The 17,963-nt window shown below is 66.7% G+C and carries 16 protein-coding genes; 5 read left to right on the forward strand and 11 right to left on the reverse strand.

From position 1 onward, the window contains the following. Positions 1 to 314: 314 nt before the first annotated feature. Entirely contained in the window at positions 315 to 1,349 is a 1,035-nt protein-coding gene (locus tag CJ177_RS35205; RefSeq protein WP_241031734.1) for a porin PorA family protein, read from the forward strand. Between the two features lie 225 nt (positions 1,350 to 1,574). On the opposite strand, the gene CJ177_RS35210 is transcribed toward CJ177_RS35205, so the two are convergent. The 5 genes from CJ177_RS35210 to CJ177_RS35230 form a co-directional block, all read right to left on the reverse strand. Continuing rightward, positions 1,575 to 2,003, reverse strand: coding sequence for a tautomerase family protein (locus CJ177_RS35210; RefSeq protein WP_095869879.1), 429 nt, complete (start codon positions 2,001 to 2,003; stop codon positions 1,575 to 1,577). 29 nt (positions 2,004 to 2,032) lie between these two features. Beyond that, on the reverse strand, positions 2,033 to 2,785 hold the full coding sequence (locus tag CJ177_RS35215; protein WP_095869880.1) for an SDR family NAD(P)-dependent oxidoreductase: 753 nt from the start codon (positions 2,783 to 2,785) through the stop codon (positions 2,033 to 2,035). A gap of 77 nt (positions 2,786 to 2,862) precedes the next feature. Beyond that, complete coding sequence (locus tag CJ177_RS35220) at positions 2,863 to 4,332, reverse strand: aldehyde dehydrogenase (RefSeq protein ID WP_095869881.1); 1,470 nt, start codon at positions 4,330 to 4,332, stop codon at positions 2,863 to 2,865. Positions 4,333 to 4,461: 129 nt separating this feature from the next. Further along, the gene (dmpG, locus tag CJ177_RS35225) at positions 4,462 to 5,493 is read right to left on the reverse strand and encodes a 4-hydroxy-2-oxovalerate aldolase (protein WP_095869882.1); all 1,032 of its coding nucleotides are present in this window, start codon (positions 5,491 to 5,493) and stop codon (positions 4,462 to 4,464) included. Continuing rightward, positions 5,490 to 6,368, reverse strand: a complete 879-nt coding sequence (locus CJ177_RS35230) for an acetaldehyde dehydrogenase (acetylating) (RefSeq protein WP_095869883.1) — start codon at positions 6,366 to 6,368, stop codon at positions 5,490 to 5,492. Before CJ177_RS35230 ends, dmpG begins: the two co-directional genes overlap by 4 nt. A gap of 341 nt (positions 6,369 to 6,709) precedes the next feature. On the opposite strand from CJ177_RS35230, the gene CJ177_RS35235 reads away from it, so the two are divergent. Continuing rightward, a complete protein-coding gene (locus CJ177_RS35235) occupies positions 6,710 to 7,513 on the forward strand; it encodes an alpha/beta hydrolase (RefSeq protein ID WP_241031733.1) in 804 nt (267 codons plus the stop codon). A 218-nt stretch (positions 7,514 to 7,731) separates the two neighbouring features. Here CJ177_RS35235 and CJ177_RS35240 read toward each other — a convergent pair whose 3' ends face one another. The 4 genes from CJ177_RS35240 to CJ177_RS35255 form a co-directional block, all read right to left on the reverse strand. Continuing rightward, positions 7,732 to 8,994 carry an acyl-CoA dehydrogenase family protein gene (locus tag CJ177_RS35240; RefSeq protein ID WP_095869885.1) on the reverse strand — a complete coding sequence of 421 codons (1,263 nt, stop codon included), beginning with the start codon at positions 8,992 to 8,994 and terminating at the stop codon, positions 7,732 to 7,734. Between the two features lie 126 nt (positions 8,995 to 9,120). Beyond that, a complete protein-coding gene (locus CJ177_RS35245; protein WP_095869886.1) occupies positions 9,121 to 9,318 on the reverse strand; it encodes a tautomerase family protein in 198 nt (65 codons plus the stop codon). Between the two features lie 4 nt (positions 9,319 to 9,322). After that, positions 9,323 to 10,129, reverse strand: coding sequence for a 2-keto-4-pentenoate hydratase (locus tag CJ177_RS35250; RefSeq protein WP_095869887.1), 807 nt, complete (start codon positions 10,127 to 10,129; stop codon positions 9,323 to 9,325). Continuing rightward, positions 10,126 to 10,923, reverse strand: a complete 798-nt coding sequence (locus tag CJ177_RS35255) for a 2-keto-4-pentenoate hydratase (protein WP_095869888.1) — start codon at positions 10,921 to 10,923, stop codon at positions 10,126 to 10,128. The genes CJ177_RS35250 and CJ177_RS35255 overlap by 4 nt, the downstream gene beginning before the upstream one ends. A gap of 106 nt (positions 10,924 to 11,029) precedes the next feature. Between CJ177_RS35255 and CJ177_RS35260 the strand changes: the two genes are divergently transcribed. After that, a complete protein-coding gene (locus CJ177_RS35260) occupies positions 11,030 to 11,824 on the forward strand; it encodes an IclR family transcriptional regulator (protein WP_095869889.1) in 795 nt (264 codons plus the stop codon). Between the two features lie 6 nt (positions 11,825 to 11,830). Here the strand turns inward: CJ177_RS35260 and CJ177_RS35265 are convergent, their stop codons facing one another. Both CJ177_RS35265 and CJ177_RS35270 read right to left on the reverse strand, forming a co-directional pair. Continuing rightward, positions 11,831 to 12,637, reverse strand: coding sequence for an IclR family transcriptional regulator (locus tag CJ177_RS35265; protein ID WP_095869890.1), 807 nt, complete (start codon positions 12,635 to 12,637; stop codon positions 11,831 to 11,833). A 154-nt stretch (positions 12,638 to 12,791) separates the two neighbouring features. Then, a complete protein-coding gene (locus tag CJ177_RS35270) occupies positions 12,792 to 13,784 on the reverse strand; it encodes a hypothetical protein (protein WP_143548765.1) in 993 nt (330 codons plus the stop codon). Between the two features lie 175 nt (positions 13,785 to 13,959). On the opposite strand from CJ177_RS35270, the gene CJ177_RS35275 reads away from it, so the two are divergent. After that, complete coding sequence (locus CJ177_RS35275; protein ID WP_143548766.1) at positions 13,960 to 14,388, forward strand: hypothetical protein; 429 nt, start codon at positions 13,960 to 13,962, stop codon at positions 14,386 to 14,388. A 99-nt stretch (positions 14,389 to 14,487) separates the two neighbouring features. Beyond that, positions 14,488 to 17,961 (forward strand): serine/threonine-protein kinase, encoded by a 3,474-nt coding sequence (locus tag CJ177_RS35280; protein ID WP_095869893.1) that lies wholly within the window; start codon positions 14,488 to 14,490, stop codon positions 17,959 to 17,961. Positions 17,962 to 17,963: the final 2 nt, after the last annotated feature.

Genomic DNA, 17,963 nt, shown 5'->3' on the forward strand with positions numbered 1-17,963 from the left:
GGAAACGATCGGGCATGTACGCCTGACCGCTGTTCGCTCGATCACAAACATCGAGTTGTTGTGTCCGGCATCACAGCAATGGCTGTCGCGCTGTGCCGATTTGATCGGAATATGCGAACGACCCTGGACGACATCGGCCGATCCTCGGCAGTGTTCCGCGGTGACCATCACGGGTGAGGTATCCCGGCGTACCGACAGAACGCGGTCCGCAGCTGCAACACGATCGAATGGGGTCGCACGTGTTTGCCGCGTCCGTCCAACGCCTTCTTGAATACGCCCCTCATCTACCGAACGAGTACACGAAGGAACGGTCGATGCTTGTCAGACGATCTTCGAAAATTCTTGTGGCACTAGGAGTAGCGTTCATCGCCCTAGCAGCCCTTCTACGGTTCGTGCTGGTGCCCTCACTCTCGAAGCTGCCCGGTGACCTCGACGTCAACCCGGTGTACGAAGGCACCGGCACATTGCTCAATGCTCAAGCGCTACAAGCCGGGGACATCCCCAACGTCATTGCCTCGGGTGTTCCCGTGACCATCAACCGTCACATCTACGTATCCAGCACCGATGGTGACACCGCAGTGGCACACGACGACGTCACCCTCGAGGTGGCCGGCCAGGCGGTCCCGTCCAACCACACCTACGCCGTCGATCGAAAGACGATGGACGCGGCGACCGGGCAACCGCAAGACGGTGTGGAACCACACAGCGGAATGACCATCGCCCTGCCACTGCACCCCGACCCGTCGGCGAGTTACCGCTACTACGATTCAGCCACGAAGACGACAGTCCCCATGACGTACGTCGACTCGGGCACAGTGTCCGGGCGTGACGTTCTCAACTACACGGTCGAGGTAAAGGGGGCGCTGAGCGATCCCGCCATAGCGGGCACGCTACCGCCAGCACTGCCCAAGGCGCTGGTCAGCTCTCTTACGCCACTGCTGCCGCCGGACGTGCAGCAAAGCCTCGGTGGCGCACTCGAGCAGCTTCCCGATCCCGTCCCGTTCAGCTACACCGCGGTCAACCGGATCAACCTCGCCGCGGACCAAACCCTGGGCACGCCGATCGACGCGAACCTCAGCCAGCAGATCATCGCCAACATCGACGTCAACGGCCGGTTGCTTCCCCTCACGCCGGTCATGTCGATCGACACCGCGCTCACCGACCAGTCGATCGCGGATGCCGCGGCGGCAGCGGAGAAAACAAGTACTCAGCTCAATCTGATCAGCGTGATCGCACCCCTCGTCCTGCTGGTGCTGGGAGTGCTGGCGCTCGCAGCCGGCTTCCTCCGCCGCGGTCCACGTCCGGCCGCCCTGGCGCCCGTCTCACACGAGGAGACGCCAGTCCGCTAGCCACCCGAGATGGGGCCATGCAGAGGGCCGGAAGATCCGACCGACCTGGTAATTCGGCCCGCAACGGTCAGTCTCCTGAGCCATGCGGAGCGCCTGGGTACAGCACTGCCGTACCCAGGCGCTCCATTCGCAGGCGGTGCAGGCGGTGGAGGCGACCCGCGAAATCGATCACCTCGTGTTCGGCGCCGATGACCGTCTCGCCGCTCGGGCAGGGTGGGAGATCGGCTAGTTCGGAGTCTGCGCCCCGCCGGCGCGCCTAGCGATCTCCCCGGCGCGGATCGTAGCGGCAGGGTTACCCGCGATCGTCCAGTTCGCCGGGTCCACCTCGATGACCTGCCCCCGCACGAGCGAGCGCTGGGCGCCGAGAACATCGACGATCAGATCGGTGAACCGCACGGCAAGTTCCTGTCGCTGACGGGCGGGGCGGCCGGCGAGCACGATCGCCGTGAAGTACGGCGCTGCAGGGGCACCCTCTGCAACGGTGGTCCCCGCGACCGCGACATCGTCGGGACGGTAGCGGACGATGAAGACGCGGACCCGTTCAATCGGGGAGTCGAGGGCCTCGGAATAGCACCGACTCGCCGCGGTGAGCAGTTCTCGGTGCTGCTCGGCGGGGTAGGCGCCGTCGGCGAGATGAAAGTGTGCGACAGGCATGGGTTGCGGGTCCTTTCAGTGGGTGGTGGTCAGGCGATTCCGTGGCGGGTTCCGGCGTCGACATTGATCACCGAGCCGTGCAGGACCGCGGCCTCGGGAGCGAGCAGCGTTTCGACGACCCAGCCGATCTCTTCCAGGGTGGGCAACCGTCCGAGGGTGGTCTTGGCGCGGTACCGCTCCCAGATCTGTTCCGGATCCCGTCCGGTTTCCGTGGCCTCGGTGTCGATGAAGGCACGGAGCCGTGGCGTGTCCACCGGTCCGGGCGCGATCGTATGTGTGGTGACGCCTCTGGGCCCGTACAGTGCACTGAGTTGGCGCATCAGGTTGAGGACGGCCGCGTTCGCCGTACCGGGCACGGCATCGAGCGGACCGGGTTCGAGACCCAGGGAGCCGGCGATGGTGACGAAGCGGGAACCGTCCACGAGATGGCCGCGGACCGCGTGCAACAGACGGACGAGACCGCCCACCTTGATGTTCGTCGCCATGGCCAGGTCGCCGGGTTGGATGGTGTCGGCGGATCCTCGCACCGGCAGGCCGGCGGCGAACAGCGCCATACGCACAGGCGAATCTACCTGCGCGGAGATCGATTCGATCGCGCTGTCGTCGGCGATGTCAGCAATGCAGGGAATGATGCGCTCGTCGGCTGCGGTAAGTTTCTCGAGGTCGTCGCCGCTGCGGGCGACCGCGAGGACGCGCAGCCCGCGGCGGGCCAAGCGCAGGGTGATATCGGTGCCCATCGCACCGGTCGCGCCGACGACGACGCACAGATCGGGTGTAGTCACGGCAGGGCTCTCCTCGGGGAAAGACGTGCGGCCGGAGCGGTGGGATTCCGCTCCGGCCGCACGTGGTCGACAGGTGATCAGCTTCGCAGGCGGATGGTGACGGCCCGTGGCTCGGTGAAGAATTCGCGGGAGTACTGGCCGCCCTCACGGCCGAGACCGCTGCTGCCTTCACCACCGAACGGCAACCGAAGGTCACGTTCGAAGAACGTGTTGATCCACACCGTGCCGGCCTTCCACCGTGCCGCCATGCGGTGCGCGCGGTTGAGGTTATCGGTGAACAGAATTCCTGCCAGACCGTACGGCGAGTCGTTGGCGATGCGCAGTGCCTCGTCTTCGGTGTCGAATCCGAGCACGGTCTCGACGGGACCGAAGATTTCCTCGCGCGCGGTGCGCGAGTCGTTGGTGAGCCCGGTGATCACCGTCGGCGGGTAGTAGAATCCTTTCGCCCGCGCATCGTCGGTGAGCCGCGACCCACCGGTGACGACCTTGCCGCCCTCCTCCTGCGCCAGTTCGACGTAGCCGTGCACCTTCTCGAGGTGCTTCTGCTCGATCAGCGGGCCGAGGAAGTTGGCCGGGTCTTTCGGGTCTCCGACAGTGAGTTTCTTCGCCTCCTCGGTGAACCGGTCGAGGAACTCGCCCATGATCGAATTCTGTACCAGCAGACGCGACCCGGACAGGCACACCTGCCCGTTGCCGCCGAAGATCGCCCGGATCGACATCGGCACAGCCACGTCGAGGTCGGCGTCGGCGAAGACGATGTTCGCGGACTTGCCGCCCATTTCCGCGGACACGGGGGTGTGGTTGGGTGCGGCTGCTTGCAGAATCCTCACCCCGGTGGCGCTCGAACCGGTGAAGGTGATCCGATCGACACGTGGATCCGAGGTGAGCGGGCCTGCGACGGCCTCGCCGCCGAATCCGTGCACCACATTGAGCACGCCCTCGGGCAGGCCGGCTTCGAGGGCGAGTTGCGCGAACCGGTTGGCGGTCAGTGGTGTCTGGGGTGCGGGTTTGAGGACCGTGGTGTTGCCGAACGCCAACGCGGGTGCAATCTTCCACGTCGCGAGCATCAAGGGTGCATTCCAGGGGCTGATCGCGGAGACGACACCGGCCGGTGGATACAGGGTGTAGGACAGTAGGTCGCCGTCCGGGTACGCCTCGTTGGCGGCCATCGCCACGTAGTCGGCGAAGAACCGAAGGTTGTGCGCGACTCGGGGGATCTCGGCGTGTTGTGCCTGGTTGATTCCCTTGCCGCCGTCCCGCGTTTCGAGCAGGGACAGTTCCTCACGATGTTCGTCGACCTTGTCGGCGACGGCGTGCAGGATCTTCGCCCGTTCTTTCGGCGACATCCGCGGCCAGGGACCTTCGTCGAACGCCTTGCGCGCCGCGGTGATGGCGTCGGCGCCGTCGGCGGCAGTTCCTCGGGCAACGTTGCCGAGAAGCGAGTCGTCGTGCGGGTCGCGGGTTTCGAACGTCGCACCGTCCGAGGCGGGACGCCAGTCACCACCGATGAGGTGTTTGACGTCGCTTATTCCGGGTACTGCAGTCATGTCTTCTCCTGTGGGATCAGGTCGGGACGGCGTTGATTTCTCGACCTGCCGTCGGCGCAGCGATGTGCGGTGTCCTATTCCGGCTCCTGTGACCTACGAGCCTACGACCGGTGTTTGCCATGGGCCATGTCATAAACGAGCCAGTGCCGGGGTCTCGTAGGTGCGGCCGGCGAGTTCGGAGGCGACGTCGATGATCATGTCTTCCTGACCGCCGATGACCCCGCGACGTCCGAGTTCCATGAGGATGTCGCGGGCGGGGACTCCGAACTTCTTGGCGGCCCGCTTGGTGGGGTGGAAGAACGTGGAGTACACACCGGCGTATCCGAGGATCAGGGCGGTCTCGTCGACGATCTGCGGTTCTTTCATCAGCGGTGCGACGACGTGTTCGGCGGTGTCGATCAGCGTGAACAGGTCGACCCCGGTGTCCCAGCCCGCCCGTTCGAAGGCGGCGGCGAGGACCTCGGTCTGCGCGTTGCCGGCACTCGCGCCGAGCCCGCGCAGGGACCCGTCGATGAAGGTAGCCCCGTTTTCGGCGGCGGTGAGCGCATTCGCGATGCCGACGCCGAGGTTGTTGTGGGCGTGGAACCCGATGTCCGCGGTGATCGCCTGCCGCAGGGCGGCAACCCGGTCTCCGGCGTGCCGGGGCACCATAGCGCCGGCGGAGTCGACGACGTAGACGACGTCGGCGCCGTAGGAGTCGAGTTTGGCGGCCTGCTCGGCCAGCGGCTCGGCTTCGAGTTTGTGGCTCATCATCAGGAACGTCATCACGTTCAGGCCCTGTTCTTTGGCCCACTCGACGGGTTGCTGCCCGCAGTCGGCCTCGGTGCAGTGCACCGCGATGCGGACGGTCTTGATGCCGGCGTCGATGGCTTTCTGCAGTTCGGCGAGGGTCGCGATGCCGGGGACGTACAGGGCGGCGATGTCGGCGTTCTCGACGGCGTCGACGGCGGCGCGGACGTAGTCCGGGTCGGTGGCGGCGGCGAACCCGTACTGGATGGACGAGGCGCCGAGACCGATCCCGTGCGCGACTTCGATGGTCGACACTCCGGCCTTGTCGAGCCCGCGGGCGATGTCGGCCACGTTCTGCGGGGTGAACTGGTGCGAGACGGAGGACATGCCGTCCCGCAAGGTGGTGTCGACGATCGTGACTTTCTTACTCACTGTGCTGCTCCCTGGACGAGGTTCTGCTGGGCCATGACGTCGGCGACCTGGACGGCGGCGGCGGTGATGATGTCGAGGTTGCCGGCGTAGGTGGGCAGGTAGTCGCCGGCGCCGACGACCTCGAGCATGACGGTGACCAGGTCGCCGTCGACGTCGACCAGACGTAGCGAGTAGCCGGGGACGTACTGCTGGACCTTGGCGACCATGTCGATGACGGCACGCTCGATGGCGGCCGGGTCGGGGTTGCGGACCTTGGCGTAGACGGTGTCGCGCATGTTCATCGGCGGCTCGGCCGGGTTGATCACCGAGATCGCCTTGGCATGGTCGGCGCCGGCCACCTGGGCGAGGGCCTTCCCGGTCTTTTCGCTGAATTCGCTGAGGTTCTGGCGGGTGCCGGGACCGGCGCTGTGGGAGGCGATGGCGGCGACGATCTCGCCGTAGGAGGCGTCGGCGACCTCGTTGATGGCGTAGAGGATGGGGATGGTGGCCTGGCCGGCGCAGCTGACCATGTTCACGTTGGGGGCGCTCAGGTGCGCGTCGAGGTTGACCGCGGGGACCACATACGGGCCGACGGAGGCCGGGGTGAGGTCGATCGCGGTGATCCCGGCCTCGGCGTAGCGGGGCGCCGCGGCGGCGTGGATCTTCGCCGAGGTCGCTTCGAAGACGAAGTCCGGCAGTTCCGGCTGAGCGAGCAGCCAGTCGAGTCCGCCGGCGGAGGCTTCGAGGCCTTCCTGTCGGGCCCGGGCCAATCCTTCGCTGTCCGGGTCGATACCGATCATGTATCGGGGTTCGATCGTCTGCGACCGCAGCAGCTTGTACATCAAGTCTGTACCGATGTTGCCGGAGCCGATAATCGCGGCGCTCTTGCGACTCATTGTGTGCCTCTCGCTCATATCTGCCTATAGGGACAGAACTTGGTGCGTTGTCAACGCGGTGGCATACCGCGCGTGGCGTTCTGCGCGCGTACTTCACCGAAGTCCTCCTCGAGGTAACCACTGAAACCCGGGTGCGGGCGTGCATGGTCGGAATAACCGAACAGCACCCCTTCTCGAGCGGCGGTCGAGTCGGTTAAACGAGAGACCTGGCGAGAGCGAGCGGCGGCGGGCGTGAAATAGAGACCCAGCAGGCAGACATCGAGTATCCGATCGCGTTGTGAGGGACTCGGTGTGCGAGTTGCCGACCTGACCCTGGAAGGGCCTTCATGAACGATGTGCGAGTGCGATCCAATCTGCGAGTCGCCGAAGTGGACGGTTTCGAGATCGCCGTCGATGTGTACCGGCCCGAGATCGACAATCCGCCGGCAGTGATCTACCTGCACGGCGGAGGGTGGCAGCTCGGTGACAAAAAGGACGGTGCCGACGAGCGTCTGTCCCGGCTGGCTTCGTACGGTATCGCCGTCGTCTCCGCGAACTATCGGCTTGCGCCCCACGGCTCGTACCCGAATCCCATTCACGACGTCAAGGCGGTCGTGCGGTGGTTACGTGCGCACGGAACGGAGCTGGGGCTGTCCACCGAGCGAATCGGGGCGTGGGGAGCGTCAGCGGGTGCCTATCTGGCCACGATGGTCGGTCTGACCCACGGAGATGTGGAACTTGAAGGAGTTGTCGGCGACGATCTGGATCAGTCCAGCCGCGTCGACGCTGTCGTCCACTGGTTCGGCCCGTCCGATCTCGCCGCCAACGCCGGACGAAGTTGGATCGAAAGTCACCTTCTGCCACCCCCATTCGAGAGCGCCCTGCTGGGGGAAGCCGAGGTCTCGTCACCGTCGGATGCCTCCTGGAACGCCAGCCCGCTCAGCCGGGTGACGGCGCTTGCGCCGCCCTTCCTGATCGCGCACGGAGACCGCGACCGGATCACGCTGTCCGCACAGAGTCACGCGCTGCATGATGCGCTCGTCAGTACCGGCGCACGCTCGACCCTTCTCGTCCTTGGCGGTGCCGGTCACGAGGGCCCTGAGTTCGACCAGGCGGACCACCTCGGCATCACCGCGGCGTTTCTGAACGCCCACCTCCGCAGTTGAAGGCTCGCTCGCACACCGTGAGGTGAGGAAGCCCGCGACCGGGTACCGACTACACCGAGATGTGACCTCACCCGGCCGACGCCGTGGCGACTACACCAGCACCCTCGTTCCCGGTGGAGGGGCGTCGGGTTCACTCGGCACCGATTGTCGGAGTCGCCCAGGCATGTTCGGATGCGACCTCGACGATGCCGACCGGGGTCGGCACCGTCGGGTCGTGGTCAGCCGGTGATCTCGCGTCCGAAGATCTGCCGGGCGAGCACCCACTTCTGGACCTCGTTCGCGCCCTCGTAGATCTCGCCGATCTTGCTGTCACGGTAGAACGCCTCTACCGGTCCGTCGGTGTCGTCCGCGCCGAGGGACTGGGTGAATCCGAGCCCGCCGAAGGCCTGCACGGCGTCGCGGGCCATGTCGACGGAGATCTCGGTCCCGCGCAGTTTGGCCATCGCGGCCTCCGGTTCGGGAAAGGCAATCCCGGAGTCGAGCCGCAGCGCCGCCTTGAGGTACAGGTCGCGGGCGGCTTCGATGGCCGTTGCCCGGTCCGCCATCAGGAACTGCCAGTGCTGTTTGCTCGCTAGTGGTCCGCCGAATGCGTGTCGCCGAGCGAGGTGCTGAGCGGTGTGGTCGAACGCCGCCTGGGCCATTCCGACCCCGGCCGCGGCGATACCGATCCGGCCGTAGGTGAGGGTCTGCAACGCGATCTTGAGTCCGCAGCCCTCCTCGCCGAGCAGCGCCTCGGCGTCGAGGTGCACCTGGTCGAGGATGACGTCCGCGGTGATTTGTCCCTTGTTGCCGAGCTTGCGGTCCGGGGTGCCGATGGTGACGCCCGGAGTATCGGTGGGCACGATGAAGGTGCTGAGCCGATTGCCGGTGCGGGCGAGTACCACCACGAACGAGGCGACGGCGGAGTTGGTGATCCACCGCTTGCGGCCGTGCAGCACCCAGCCGGTGGCCGTCGGGGTGGCCTCGGTGGTGACGGCGGCCGGGGACAGGTCGCTCGAGGCACCGGGCTCACTGGTGGCGAACGATCCGACGATCTCACCGGCGACCACTGGGGCGAGCCAACGTTGCCGCTGCGCGGCGGTGCCCTGATTGACGGCGTTGCCGGCGAGGATGCAGTGCACGTCGAAGATCGCGGCGACGCTGTTGGAGTAGTACGCGAGTTCCTCGACCGCGACGGCGGTCGCGGTGGCGCGGTGGGTGAGGTCGTCGCCGCCGACGTCGCCGTCGAAGGGGATCCGGAACACTCCGGCCGAGGCGAGCGAGTCGAAGGCGTCGCGGGGGAAGCCGTCGATCCGTTCGTCGCCGCGGGCAATGCGGCTCGCGATCGGGGCGATGGTGTCCGCGGCGATCCGTCGTACCCGCCGCCGAACCTGCTGGACTTCGGGTGGGGAGAGCAGGTCGTGGTAAAGCCGGTCGGCGATGCGCGGAGGATCGAAGATGTCGAGGTCGGTGTCAGCGTCGACGGCATGAATTGTGGTCACGGGGGCTCCCAGAGGAAAGACGGTGGTGTCTCTACTGGTCTACGGTTCCCGGCCGCCGCGGACAACGCAGTGTCGGCAATGCTGATCGACGCCCGTCCGGCGATCAGCATTGTCCAGCCACTCCGATCAGGGTGCCGCGCGCCGTTCGGCGATGGTCACATCACCGGCGGCCCAGTGCGTCTCCGGGACTTCGCGGACCACGACCCGAATGTTCTCCTTCGGCGCCTCGATCGCCCGGTGCGCGGCCTCTGTCAATTCGTGGATCAGTGACCGGATCTGCTCCGGGGAACGGCCCAGTCCGATGGTCACGTCGATGAACGGCATGCGGTTATCCTCCCGAAATGGTGATCGAACCGAGCGAGGTGAAGTGGGCGGCGACGCGAGCGCCCGGTTCGACCGCGACGGCGTCCGTCATTCCGCCTGTCAGCACGACCCATCCGGCTTCGATGGCGTGCCCCCGCTCGGCCAGCGTGTTGGCCGCGAACGCGAGTGCTTCGGCCGGGTGACCCTGCACGGCGGCGCCGGTCGCGGTGTCGACGATCTGTCCGTCGATCTCGAGCAAGCACGCCTCGAGGGCGAGGTCGAGATCCTCAGGTCGCCGCAGCACCGGTCCGGTGACGTACACGCCGGACGAGTTATTGTCTGCGACAGCGTCTTCGAGGGTGAACTTGAACCCGGCGTAGCGGCTGTCGATGATCTCGATCGCCCCGAATACATGATCGACCGCCGTCAACGCCTGGGCTGCGGTGACTCCGGGTCCGGCCAGCCGACGGCCCATCACGAACGCGATTTCCGGCTCCGCGCGCGGGTGGATCAGGCGGTTGCGGGGGACCGGGTCACCGGCGGGTAACGCCATGACATCGGTCAGCCAGGCCACGGAGGGAGCGTCGACCCCCATCTGCCGCTGTTTCGCCCGGGAGGTCAGCCCCAGCTTGATCCCGGTGACGAGCTCGCCGCGGGCCTTGCGGGCGGCGAGGGCGATGTCCTGCGCCTGGTAGGCCACGGGCAATGTGAGGCCGGGCCACTCGGCGGACAGCGAGGTCCGTGAGGTGGTGGTGGCCTCGGCGTCGAGAAGGATGTCGGCGATGCGGCCGGCGCTCCAGCGCTGTTCGCTGGTCTGCTGGTTGCTGGTCACAGTTCTGCTCGCTCTCCGAGGATGGCGGACACGCTGCCGAGTCCGCTCATGTTGGCCACGATGGAATCGCCCGGCGAAATGGGGAAGGCCTTGGTCATCGACCCCGGCAGCACCACGTGGCCGGGTTCGAGGGTCACCCCGAGCGGGCCGACTGTGTTGGCCAGCCACACCAGCGAATTCAGCGGGGAGCCGAGCACCGCGCCACCGGCGCCGGTCGCCACCAGCTCGCCATTGATGTGCAGTGTGCAGCCGGTCAGGCGCAGATCGACGTCCCGCAGCAGCACCGGACGACTCCCGAGGACGACCCCACCGGAGGAGGCGTTGTCGGCGATGGTGTCGAAGATGCCGATCTTCCAGTCCCGGATCCGGGAGTCGACGATCTCGAGGGCGGGAAGGACGAACTCCACGGCCCGGACAGCGTCCGCGATAGTGACTCCCGGCCCGGTCAGCGGCCGGCCGAGGACGAACGCGGTCTCCGGCTCGATCCGCGGCTGGATGTAGGTCGCGGCCGGAATAGGCTGGTGCTCGAGGTGGAACATGCTCGCCGTCAGGTGGCCGAAGTCAGGCTGATCCACCCCCATCTGCCGTTGGATCGCGGCGGACGCGAGCCCGACCTTGTGCCCCTTGACGGTGTCCCCGTCCTTCTCCCACTGCTCGACCTGTGCCTGCGCAATGCGATAGGCGGTAGACAATTCCGCCGGCGCGAACTCGGGTGTCAGCGGATCGATCGGCGTACCGCTGCGGTACGCCTCCAGCAGCCGCTGCGCGGCGCCTTGTACCTGGTCGGAAGACATGAAGACCTCGGGCTTTCCTCGGAAGCGCCCCGCGTCGCTTGTCGCAGCTCCGCGGGGGATGTGACCTGTTGCACTGAACTCCCACCCTCGGGCACTATGGGCCGTTATGCAAGACGATTGTGCCGATGAACGGCACAGAACCTCCGGGAGGATCCCCGCCGGCGACGCCGGTTCCATCGTCCGTGCGGTCGCGGTGCTCGACACCCTCGGCGCCGCCGACACCGCCCTCGGTGTCTCGGAGATCGCCCGCCGCTGCGGCCTGCCCAAGTCCAGCGTGCAGCGAATGCTCAAGGCGCTGCATGCGGTGAAACTGCTCGAGCGCGAGGGCACCCGCTACCGGCTCGGGCTCAAACTGTTCGAACTCGGTCAGCACGTTCCCCGCCAACGCGACCTCCGCGAGGCGGCCCGCCCGTTCATGGCCGACCTGCAGGAGGCGACGGGCCACTCCGTCCACTTCGCGGTGCTCGACGATGACTGCGTGGTGTACCTCGAGGTGCTGCACAGCCCGAACTCCCCACCCCTGCCGACCCGGATGGGTGGCCGGTGGCCCGCACACGGCACCGGAATCGGCAAGGCCATCCTCGCCTTCTCCGACCAGACCGTCGTCGAGCACATCCTTGACACGGGCCTGCCCCGGCTCAGCGAACGGACCATCATCACCCCAGGGCTGTTCACCGCCGAACTGGCCCGAATCCGCGAGCGCGGAGTGGCCTACGACCTGGAGGAATCGCGGGCCGGGGTCGCGTGTGTGGCCAGCCCGGTCTTCGGGCTCAGAGGCCAGGTCGTAGCCGGAATCTCGGTGTCCGGGTGGCACACTCGCATCAACCTCGACCATTCGGCCGCCGCCGTGCGGACCGCCGCCCTGAGTTTGTCGCGGTACCTGTCGATGCGGTCGGGCTGAGATAGGTCAGCTCGCCGCCGCGACCGTCGGATCGTCGCGCTCGGTGCGCACCACGGGGTCCGTGGAGTTCGCGATCGCCCGGGAGATCTCGGCGCCGGCAGCGATAACCGCACTCTTGAACTCGGCCTGAGCCGGCACGAACCGGCTGGCCGGCACGCTCATGCTCACCGCCGCGACCACCAGTCCCATCTCGTCCCGGACAGGGGCCGCGACACAGTGAACTTCCTGGACCGCCTCGCCGGCGTCGAAGGCGCACCCGGACCGCAGCACCGACCGCAACTCCTGTGCCAGGGAGGCCGGGTTGATGATCGTTGACGGGGTCAGTCGCCGCAGTGGCTTGTTGGTGATGTTGCGTTCGACTTCACCGGGGTCGCACTGAGCGAGAAGAACTTTGCCGACTGCGCTGCAGTGCGGTTCGAGGTGGGCACCGACCCGGGCGCCGGCGACGTTGATGACATGGTTGCCGAGCACCTTGTCGACGTAGAGCACCCGATACCGCTCCATGACAGCCAGGTGGGTGGTCTCGCCGTACTTGTGCGCCAGATCCTGCAGAATCGGGGAGGCGCAGGAGCGGACGTCGACGGTGCCCTTGAGTGTCTGACTCAGCTCCACCACCCGCCAGCCGATGCGGTAGCGGCCGCGGTTACGGCACTGCAACAGACCGGTCTCGACCAGAGAAGACAGCAGTGCGTGTGCGCTCGAGCGTGGCACGTTGATGGCCTCGGCGACTTCGGACGCACCCCATTCAGGACGGGACACGGTGAACAAATCCAGCACGGGACCGATCTTCTGAACCGTTTGGAGAGGCGCCACAACATTTCCTTTCACTGTCACGACCGCATGGGGTGCCGTCGCATCCCGAGTATGTGTGGCAGCTCACACGCAGGTCCAACCGAATGTGCCGGTGACCGGCACATGCCGAGGGTTTTGCGTAAATCGGACTTGCTGGCGTCGCAATCTGGCCAGTTCAGCTCGCGAGTGCGGAATGCCGTCGCGTGGGTGCAGCGATCTTCCCTGCACCATGCCGGAACTCGAGCCACTCGAACGGGTCGACCGCGGACCAGGGGCCGCGGCAGTCGCCGAGTCGCTCGGCGACCGTGCGTGCCAGCATCCTCGGGGTCACCGCGTCTGCGCCGCCTGACACCCCCGGATGCTGCAACGGTCCGAGAACGAATTCGTGCCAGGTCGCCGAGACACAACCCGCTTCGTTCGCGATGAGTCCGGAGGAGTTCACTCGCAGCCCCGCCAGCACCGCTGGAAGCTCGCCGGTCGCATTGACCACCAGCTGAGCCGGACGACGTCGTGTGGCCCCGTCGAGGGCGCCGGCAAGTACCTCCTCCACGCGGTCGCGTCCTCGGATACCCAGCAACTGGTCGTGGCTGCGTACGGTGATCGAGACTCCGTCCAAACGAGTAGGCACGTCGTCGACCACGGTCCGGTGGTTACGCGAGGCACCGCCGAGTACGAGGATGTCGCGGGCAGCGCCGCGCTCCGCTGCCCGGGCGAGACCTCGGACTGCGGCGCACGCCCGCTCACCCGAGCCGACCACCACCGCCTGCTCCCACACCATCAGCTGCGCAGCATCATTGGCGATATCACCGGCCCACACACTGCCGGGCAACTCGGCGCCGGAAATCGGCAACACACGCTCACGGAACGACTCGAACGCATACACCACGGCGTCATATCGGGCGATCAGATCACCCCGACTGATCGACCTCACATCCGGAACGACGAGGGTGCGAACATCCGCGCGCGGCACGCCGTGGCACCGCAGGTCGGACTCGGCGAGGTTCGACACCACAACGTCGACCGTCAACCCGCCCCCGCACCGATCGGCGAGGCTTTCGACGAAGTCCCGTCCCCCATAACCACCGAGCACCGCCACGCGGCGGTACTCCGAGGGCGCTCGCCGCTGCGAACCGCAGCCGCTCATCAGAACTACCGAAGAGTGTTGCATGCCACACACTCTGTGTCGTTGCTCCGACATCTCGGGCCTGGATTCGGCTATCCAGGACAACTGCGCCCAATCACACCGAAAAAGCCGGCAAAGCCACTCGGGCGTGCCGATCACCGGACCACCTTCGTAGCGTGACCAGACCTACGACCTCTATCGCGCCGGGAGGGACCAGACAGTGGAAGCACACGACGTTCCGGATCGACTGATTCCTCCAACCTGGTCGCCGGCCCAGGTGATCTGCACGGCATTTGCATCCGCCGCGGCAGCGGCGGGACTGCTCGGCACGGTCACGACCGGCCGACTGATCAGCCTCGGTCTGGTGGTGTTCAGCCTGCTCACCTTCGTAGTAGTGTCCGCCCGAATCCCCCCGCGACGGATTATGGGGCCATACCTGGTGCTCAGCGGAACCACACTGCTCCAGCTCAGCCTTCTGTGCAGGTCGGATGTGTCCGCGTCGTTGTCGCACGACGGTCTTCGTTCTCCGGACTGTGCCTACGGCGTCACCGGAACCGCCGCGGTTGTCCTCGGGTGCGCATACTGCCGCATCGCTATCTCTCGGCATCACCAGGCGTTTTTCGGCGCCAACGAGGTCGGCGGTATCTAGAATGGGGTAGTCGCATCGCGAGGAGACCCCATGGGCAGGAGCTGGTCAGCCGGGGCGCGGCGCATCGACGAACCGGTCACGGCGCGCTGAGGGCCAGCCATGCCGGACGACCCCACCGACAACACCCAACGCCAGGTCGATGCGGACATCGTCGCGGAGCTGGCGGCCGAAGGCTTCGAGGACGCCAGCATCGCCGGCCGCGGCGGGTTCGGCATCGTGTACCGATGCCGCCAACCAGCGCTCGACCGGTTGGTTGCCGTCAAGGTGCTCAGCCCCGATCCGGACCACATGGATCGCGCACGTTTTCTGCGCGAGCAGCAGGCCATGGGGAGACTGTCCGGGCACCCGAACATCGTCCACGTCCTGCAAGCCGGCATCACCTACACCGGACGCCCCTACATCGTGATGCCGTTCCACCGCCGCGACTCCCTGGACTCCTGGATCACCCACCACGGTGCCTTGACGACCGCCGAGACACTGGCCGTCGGCGTCAAACTCGCCGGCGCCCTCGAAACCGCGCACCGCGGGGGAGTGCTGCATCGCGACGTCAAACCGGCCAACATCCTGCTGACCGAATACGCTGAACCGCAATTGACCGACTTCGGCATCGCCCGCATCACCGGAGGTGAGGAGACCACGCAGGGCCTGGTCGCCGGATCCCCCGCCTACACCGCTCCGGAACTGCTCAGCGGCGCCGACGCGTCCACCGTCACCGACGTCTACGGACTCGGTGCGACACTGTTCACCGCACTCGCCGGCCGGCCGGCCTATGCCCGACGCCGCGGGGAACAGGTCTTCGCCCAACTCCTGCGCATCGGCACCGAGCCGTTGCCCGATCTGCGCGAGCAGGGAGTTCCCGAGGCCGTGTGCGAGGTGATCGAGTCGGCCATGGCCCGGGACCCAGCTGAACGCCCCAGGACCGCTGCGAACCTGGGCGGGGCGCTGCGGGAGGCGGGCGAACACATCGGCCTCGCCATGGCGGACATTCCGCTTCCACTCGTCGGTGACGACGACCGTCCCTTCCGACCCACGGACGAGATCAAGGTCGGTGTGTCGGACTATCTTCGATACCGCCGCAGTAACGGGACGCGTCGAGATCTCCCCCCACCACCGAGCGCTTCCACCAAGTACCGCCCGCCGGTTACACCGGGGGCAGCGGTGGCGCGTACGCACCTGCTCGAGCGACTGCGCGGCAGCGGTCGCCGGCGCCTGGTGCTGATTCATGCACCCGCGGGATTCGGCAAGAGCACACTGGCCGCCCAACGCCTGGAGGCATTGCGGAGTGACGGTGTGGCGACCGCCTGGCTGACGATCGACAATGACGACAACACGCTCATCTGGTTCCTCACCCACCTGATCGAGTCCATCGCCGTCGCACAACCGGCCTTCGGTCGGGAACTGGTACGCGAACTCGAAGTCCACGGCGCCGGCCGCGAGCGGTACGTGCTCACCTCGTTGATCGACAAGCTGCACTCGGCCGACCAACACGTGGCCCTCGTCATCGACGACTGGCACCGCGTGAGCAACGACGACACGCGGTCGGCACTGGAGTTCTTACTCGAACACGGTTGCCACCACCTGCACCTGATCGTCACCAGCCGCACCCGGCTCGGCCTTCCTCTCAGCACGATGAGTGTGCACAACGAGCTCGTCGAAATAGATTCCGCAGCACTGCGGTTCGATGTCCGCGAGTCGACACAGCTGCTTGTCGACCGGACCGGTCTCGATCTGGGCGAACCCGATATCGTCGAACTCGAACAGTCGACGGATGGGTGGGCGGCGGCTCTGCAACTGGTCTCGCTGGCACTGCGCGATCACCCGCACCCCCGCGAGCTGATCGACCACCTGTCCGGGGGGAACCGGGCCATCGGCGAGTACCTCGCCGAGAATGTCCTCGGCAGTCTCGATCGACACACGCTCGACTTCGTGCTCACGACCTCGATCACCGAGAAGACCTGCGGCGGACTGGCGCGGGCACTCACCGGCGACCAGGACGGGCAAGCCGCCCTCGAGGACGTCGAGGCACGTGATCTGTTCCTGCGCCGACTCGACGACGAGGGGGAGTGGTTCCGTTATCACCACCTGTTCGCCGAGTTTCTCCAACGCCGCCTCGCGCGCGACGACCCCGATCGTGTGGTCGAACTCCATCGGAAAGCAGGCGGATGGTTTGCGGGCCGGGATCTTCTCAGCCAGGCAGTCGACCACTACCTCCTCGCCGGTGACGAGCACGACGCCATCGGACTCGTCGAGAACGCGGCGATGGACCTGCTCGAGCGGTCGCAAATGGGAACACTACTCGGTCTCGCCGCGAAACTGCCGACGAAGAAGACCACCGATCACCCCCGACTGCAGATCGCACTCGCCTGGGCGCATGCGCTGCTGCATCACCCCCGCGACGCCGAGCAATTTCTCTCCGTCGCGGAGGCCGCACTGACCAGCGGAGGCGACGACAGCGCGGTAGCGGATATGTGCGTCGAGGCCGCCTTCATCCGAGCCACCGTCACCGTCTTCGACGACGAGATCGACGGGCTCGACGAGGCAGTCGAGGGATGCATTGCACGCGCGAGCACACTGCGACCCTGGGTGTTGTGCGGAGCCGCCGACGTCGCATCCTTCCACGCGATCTACCGATTCGACTTCGACGAAGCTCGGCGATGGCAGAAATGGGCGCTGCCCTACCATCGGCGCTCCAACGGTCCGTTCAGCGTCATCTACGGATACTGCATGGCCGGCGTCGCCGCCCGAGAACAACTCGATCTACCGGCCGCGGAGGCCAGCTTCCGGCACGCCATGGATCTGGCAGCCGAAGAGGGTCTCGGCTACGGCACCCGGCTCACCGCAGCCCTACTCGGTGACCTGCTGTACGAACAGGGACACCTCGCGGAGGCGGACCGTCTCCTCGACCGCAGTCACACCTTGGGTGCCGAGGGCGGCACCGTCGACTTCATGCTGGCCACCTATGGCACGGGTGCACGACTGAAGTACCTGCTCGGACAGAACGACGCGGCAAAGTCGCGTCTCGACGAGGGCGCCCGACTGGCACAACAACTGCGCCTTCCCCGACTAGCCGCGCGGATCGACAACGAACGCGTCCGAGCCGGGATCGGAAAGTCTGCGTCCCGTACCCCGGACCTCGACCGCGAGAGTCGACACCACCGCAGCCGGGACAACGGCATCGCCGTCCTCACCTCGGAAATGGCGGAGGACTCGGCGATCCGGGAGGCACTGGCCTCACACCCCCACGTGCAGGACCTCGGGCCCGTATACGACAGGGCGCACGCCCTCGTCGAGTCGATCGACCGACGAGCCCGCCCGAGGGCATTCCTCAACGCCGCCCTGTTGCAAGTGGAAACCTTGGCCGCCGCGGGACGAGAGGACACCGCGCGGGCGGAACTGCTGCCGCTCGCCGAGCAGTGCGCTCGACTCGGGCTGATCCGGCCTCTGCTCGATGCCGGACCGGCGGTGAGCCGGTTGGCACGACGTCTCCGGACACATCTCCAGGACAGCGCGGGCACCGTCGTGTCACCCGAGTTGGATGAGTATCTCGCCGACCTGGGGAAACAGCCGACCTGACC

The organism is Rhodococcus sp. ACPA1 (assembly GCF_002300195.1).
Lineage (GTDB): Bacteria > Actinomycetota > Actinomycetes > Mycobacteriales > Mycobacteriaceae > Rhodococcus_F > Rhodococcus_F opacus.

Bases quoted from the DNA above. Each gene is read 5' to 3' on its own strand.
- CJ177_RS35280 (WP_095869893.1), top strand. From the start codon at position 14,488: ATGCCGGACGACCCCACCGACAACACCCAACGCCAGGTCGATGCGGAC.
- CJ177_RS35205 (WP_241031734.1), top strand. From the start codon at position 315: ATGCTTGTCAGACGATCTTCGAAAATTCTTGTGGCACTAGGAGTAGCG.
- CJ177_RS35255 (WP_095869888.1), bottom strand. From the start codon at position 10,923: ATGTCTTCCGACCAGGTACAAGGCGCCGCGCAGCGGCTGCTGGAGGCG.
- CJ177_RS35220 (WP_095869881.1), bottom strand. From the start codon at position 4,332: ATGACTGCAGTACCCGGAATAAGCGACGTCAAACACCTCATCGGTGGT.
- CJ177_RS35230 (WP_095869883.1), bottom strand. From the start codon at position 6,368: ATGAGTCGCAAGAGCGCCGCGATTATCGGCTCCGGCAACATCGGTACA.
- CJ177_RS35260 (WP_095869889.1), top strand. From the start codon at position 11,030: ATGCAAGACGATTGTGCCGATGAACGGCACAGAACCTCCGGGAGGATC.
- CJ177_RS35210 (WP_095869879.1), bottom strand. From the start codon at position 2,003: ATGCCTGTCGCACACTTTCATCTCGCCGACGGCGCCTACCCCGCCGAG.
- CJ177_RS35245 (WP_095869886.1), bottom strand. From the start codon at position 9,318: ATGCCGTTCATCGACGTGACCATCGGACTGGGCCGTTCCCCGGAGCAG.
- CJ177_RS35270 (WP_143548765.1), bottom strand. From the start codon at position 13,784: ATGCAACACTCTTCGGTAGTTCTGATGAGCGGCTGCGGTTCGCAGCGG.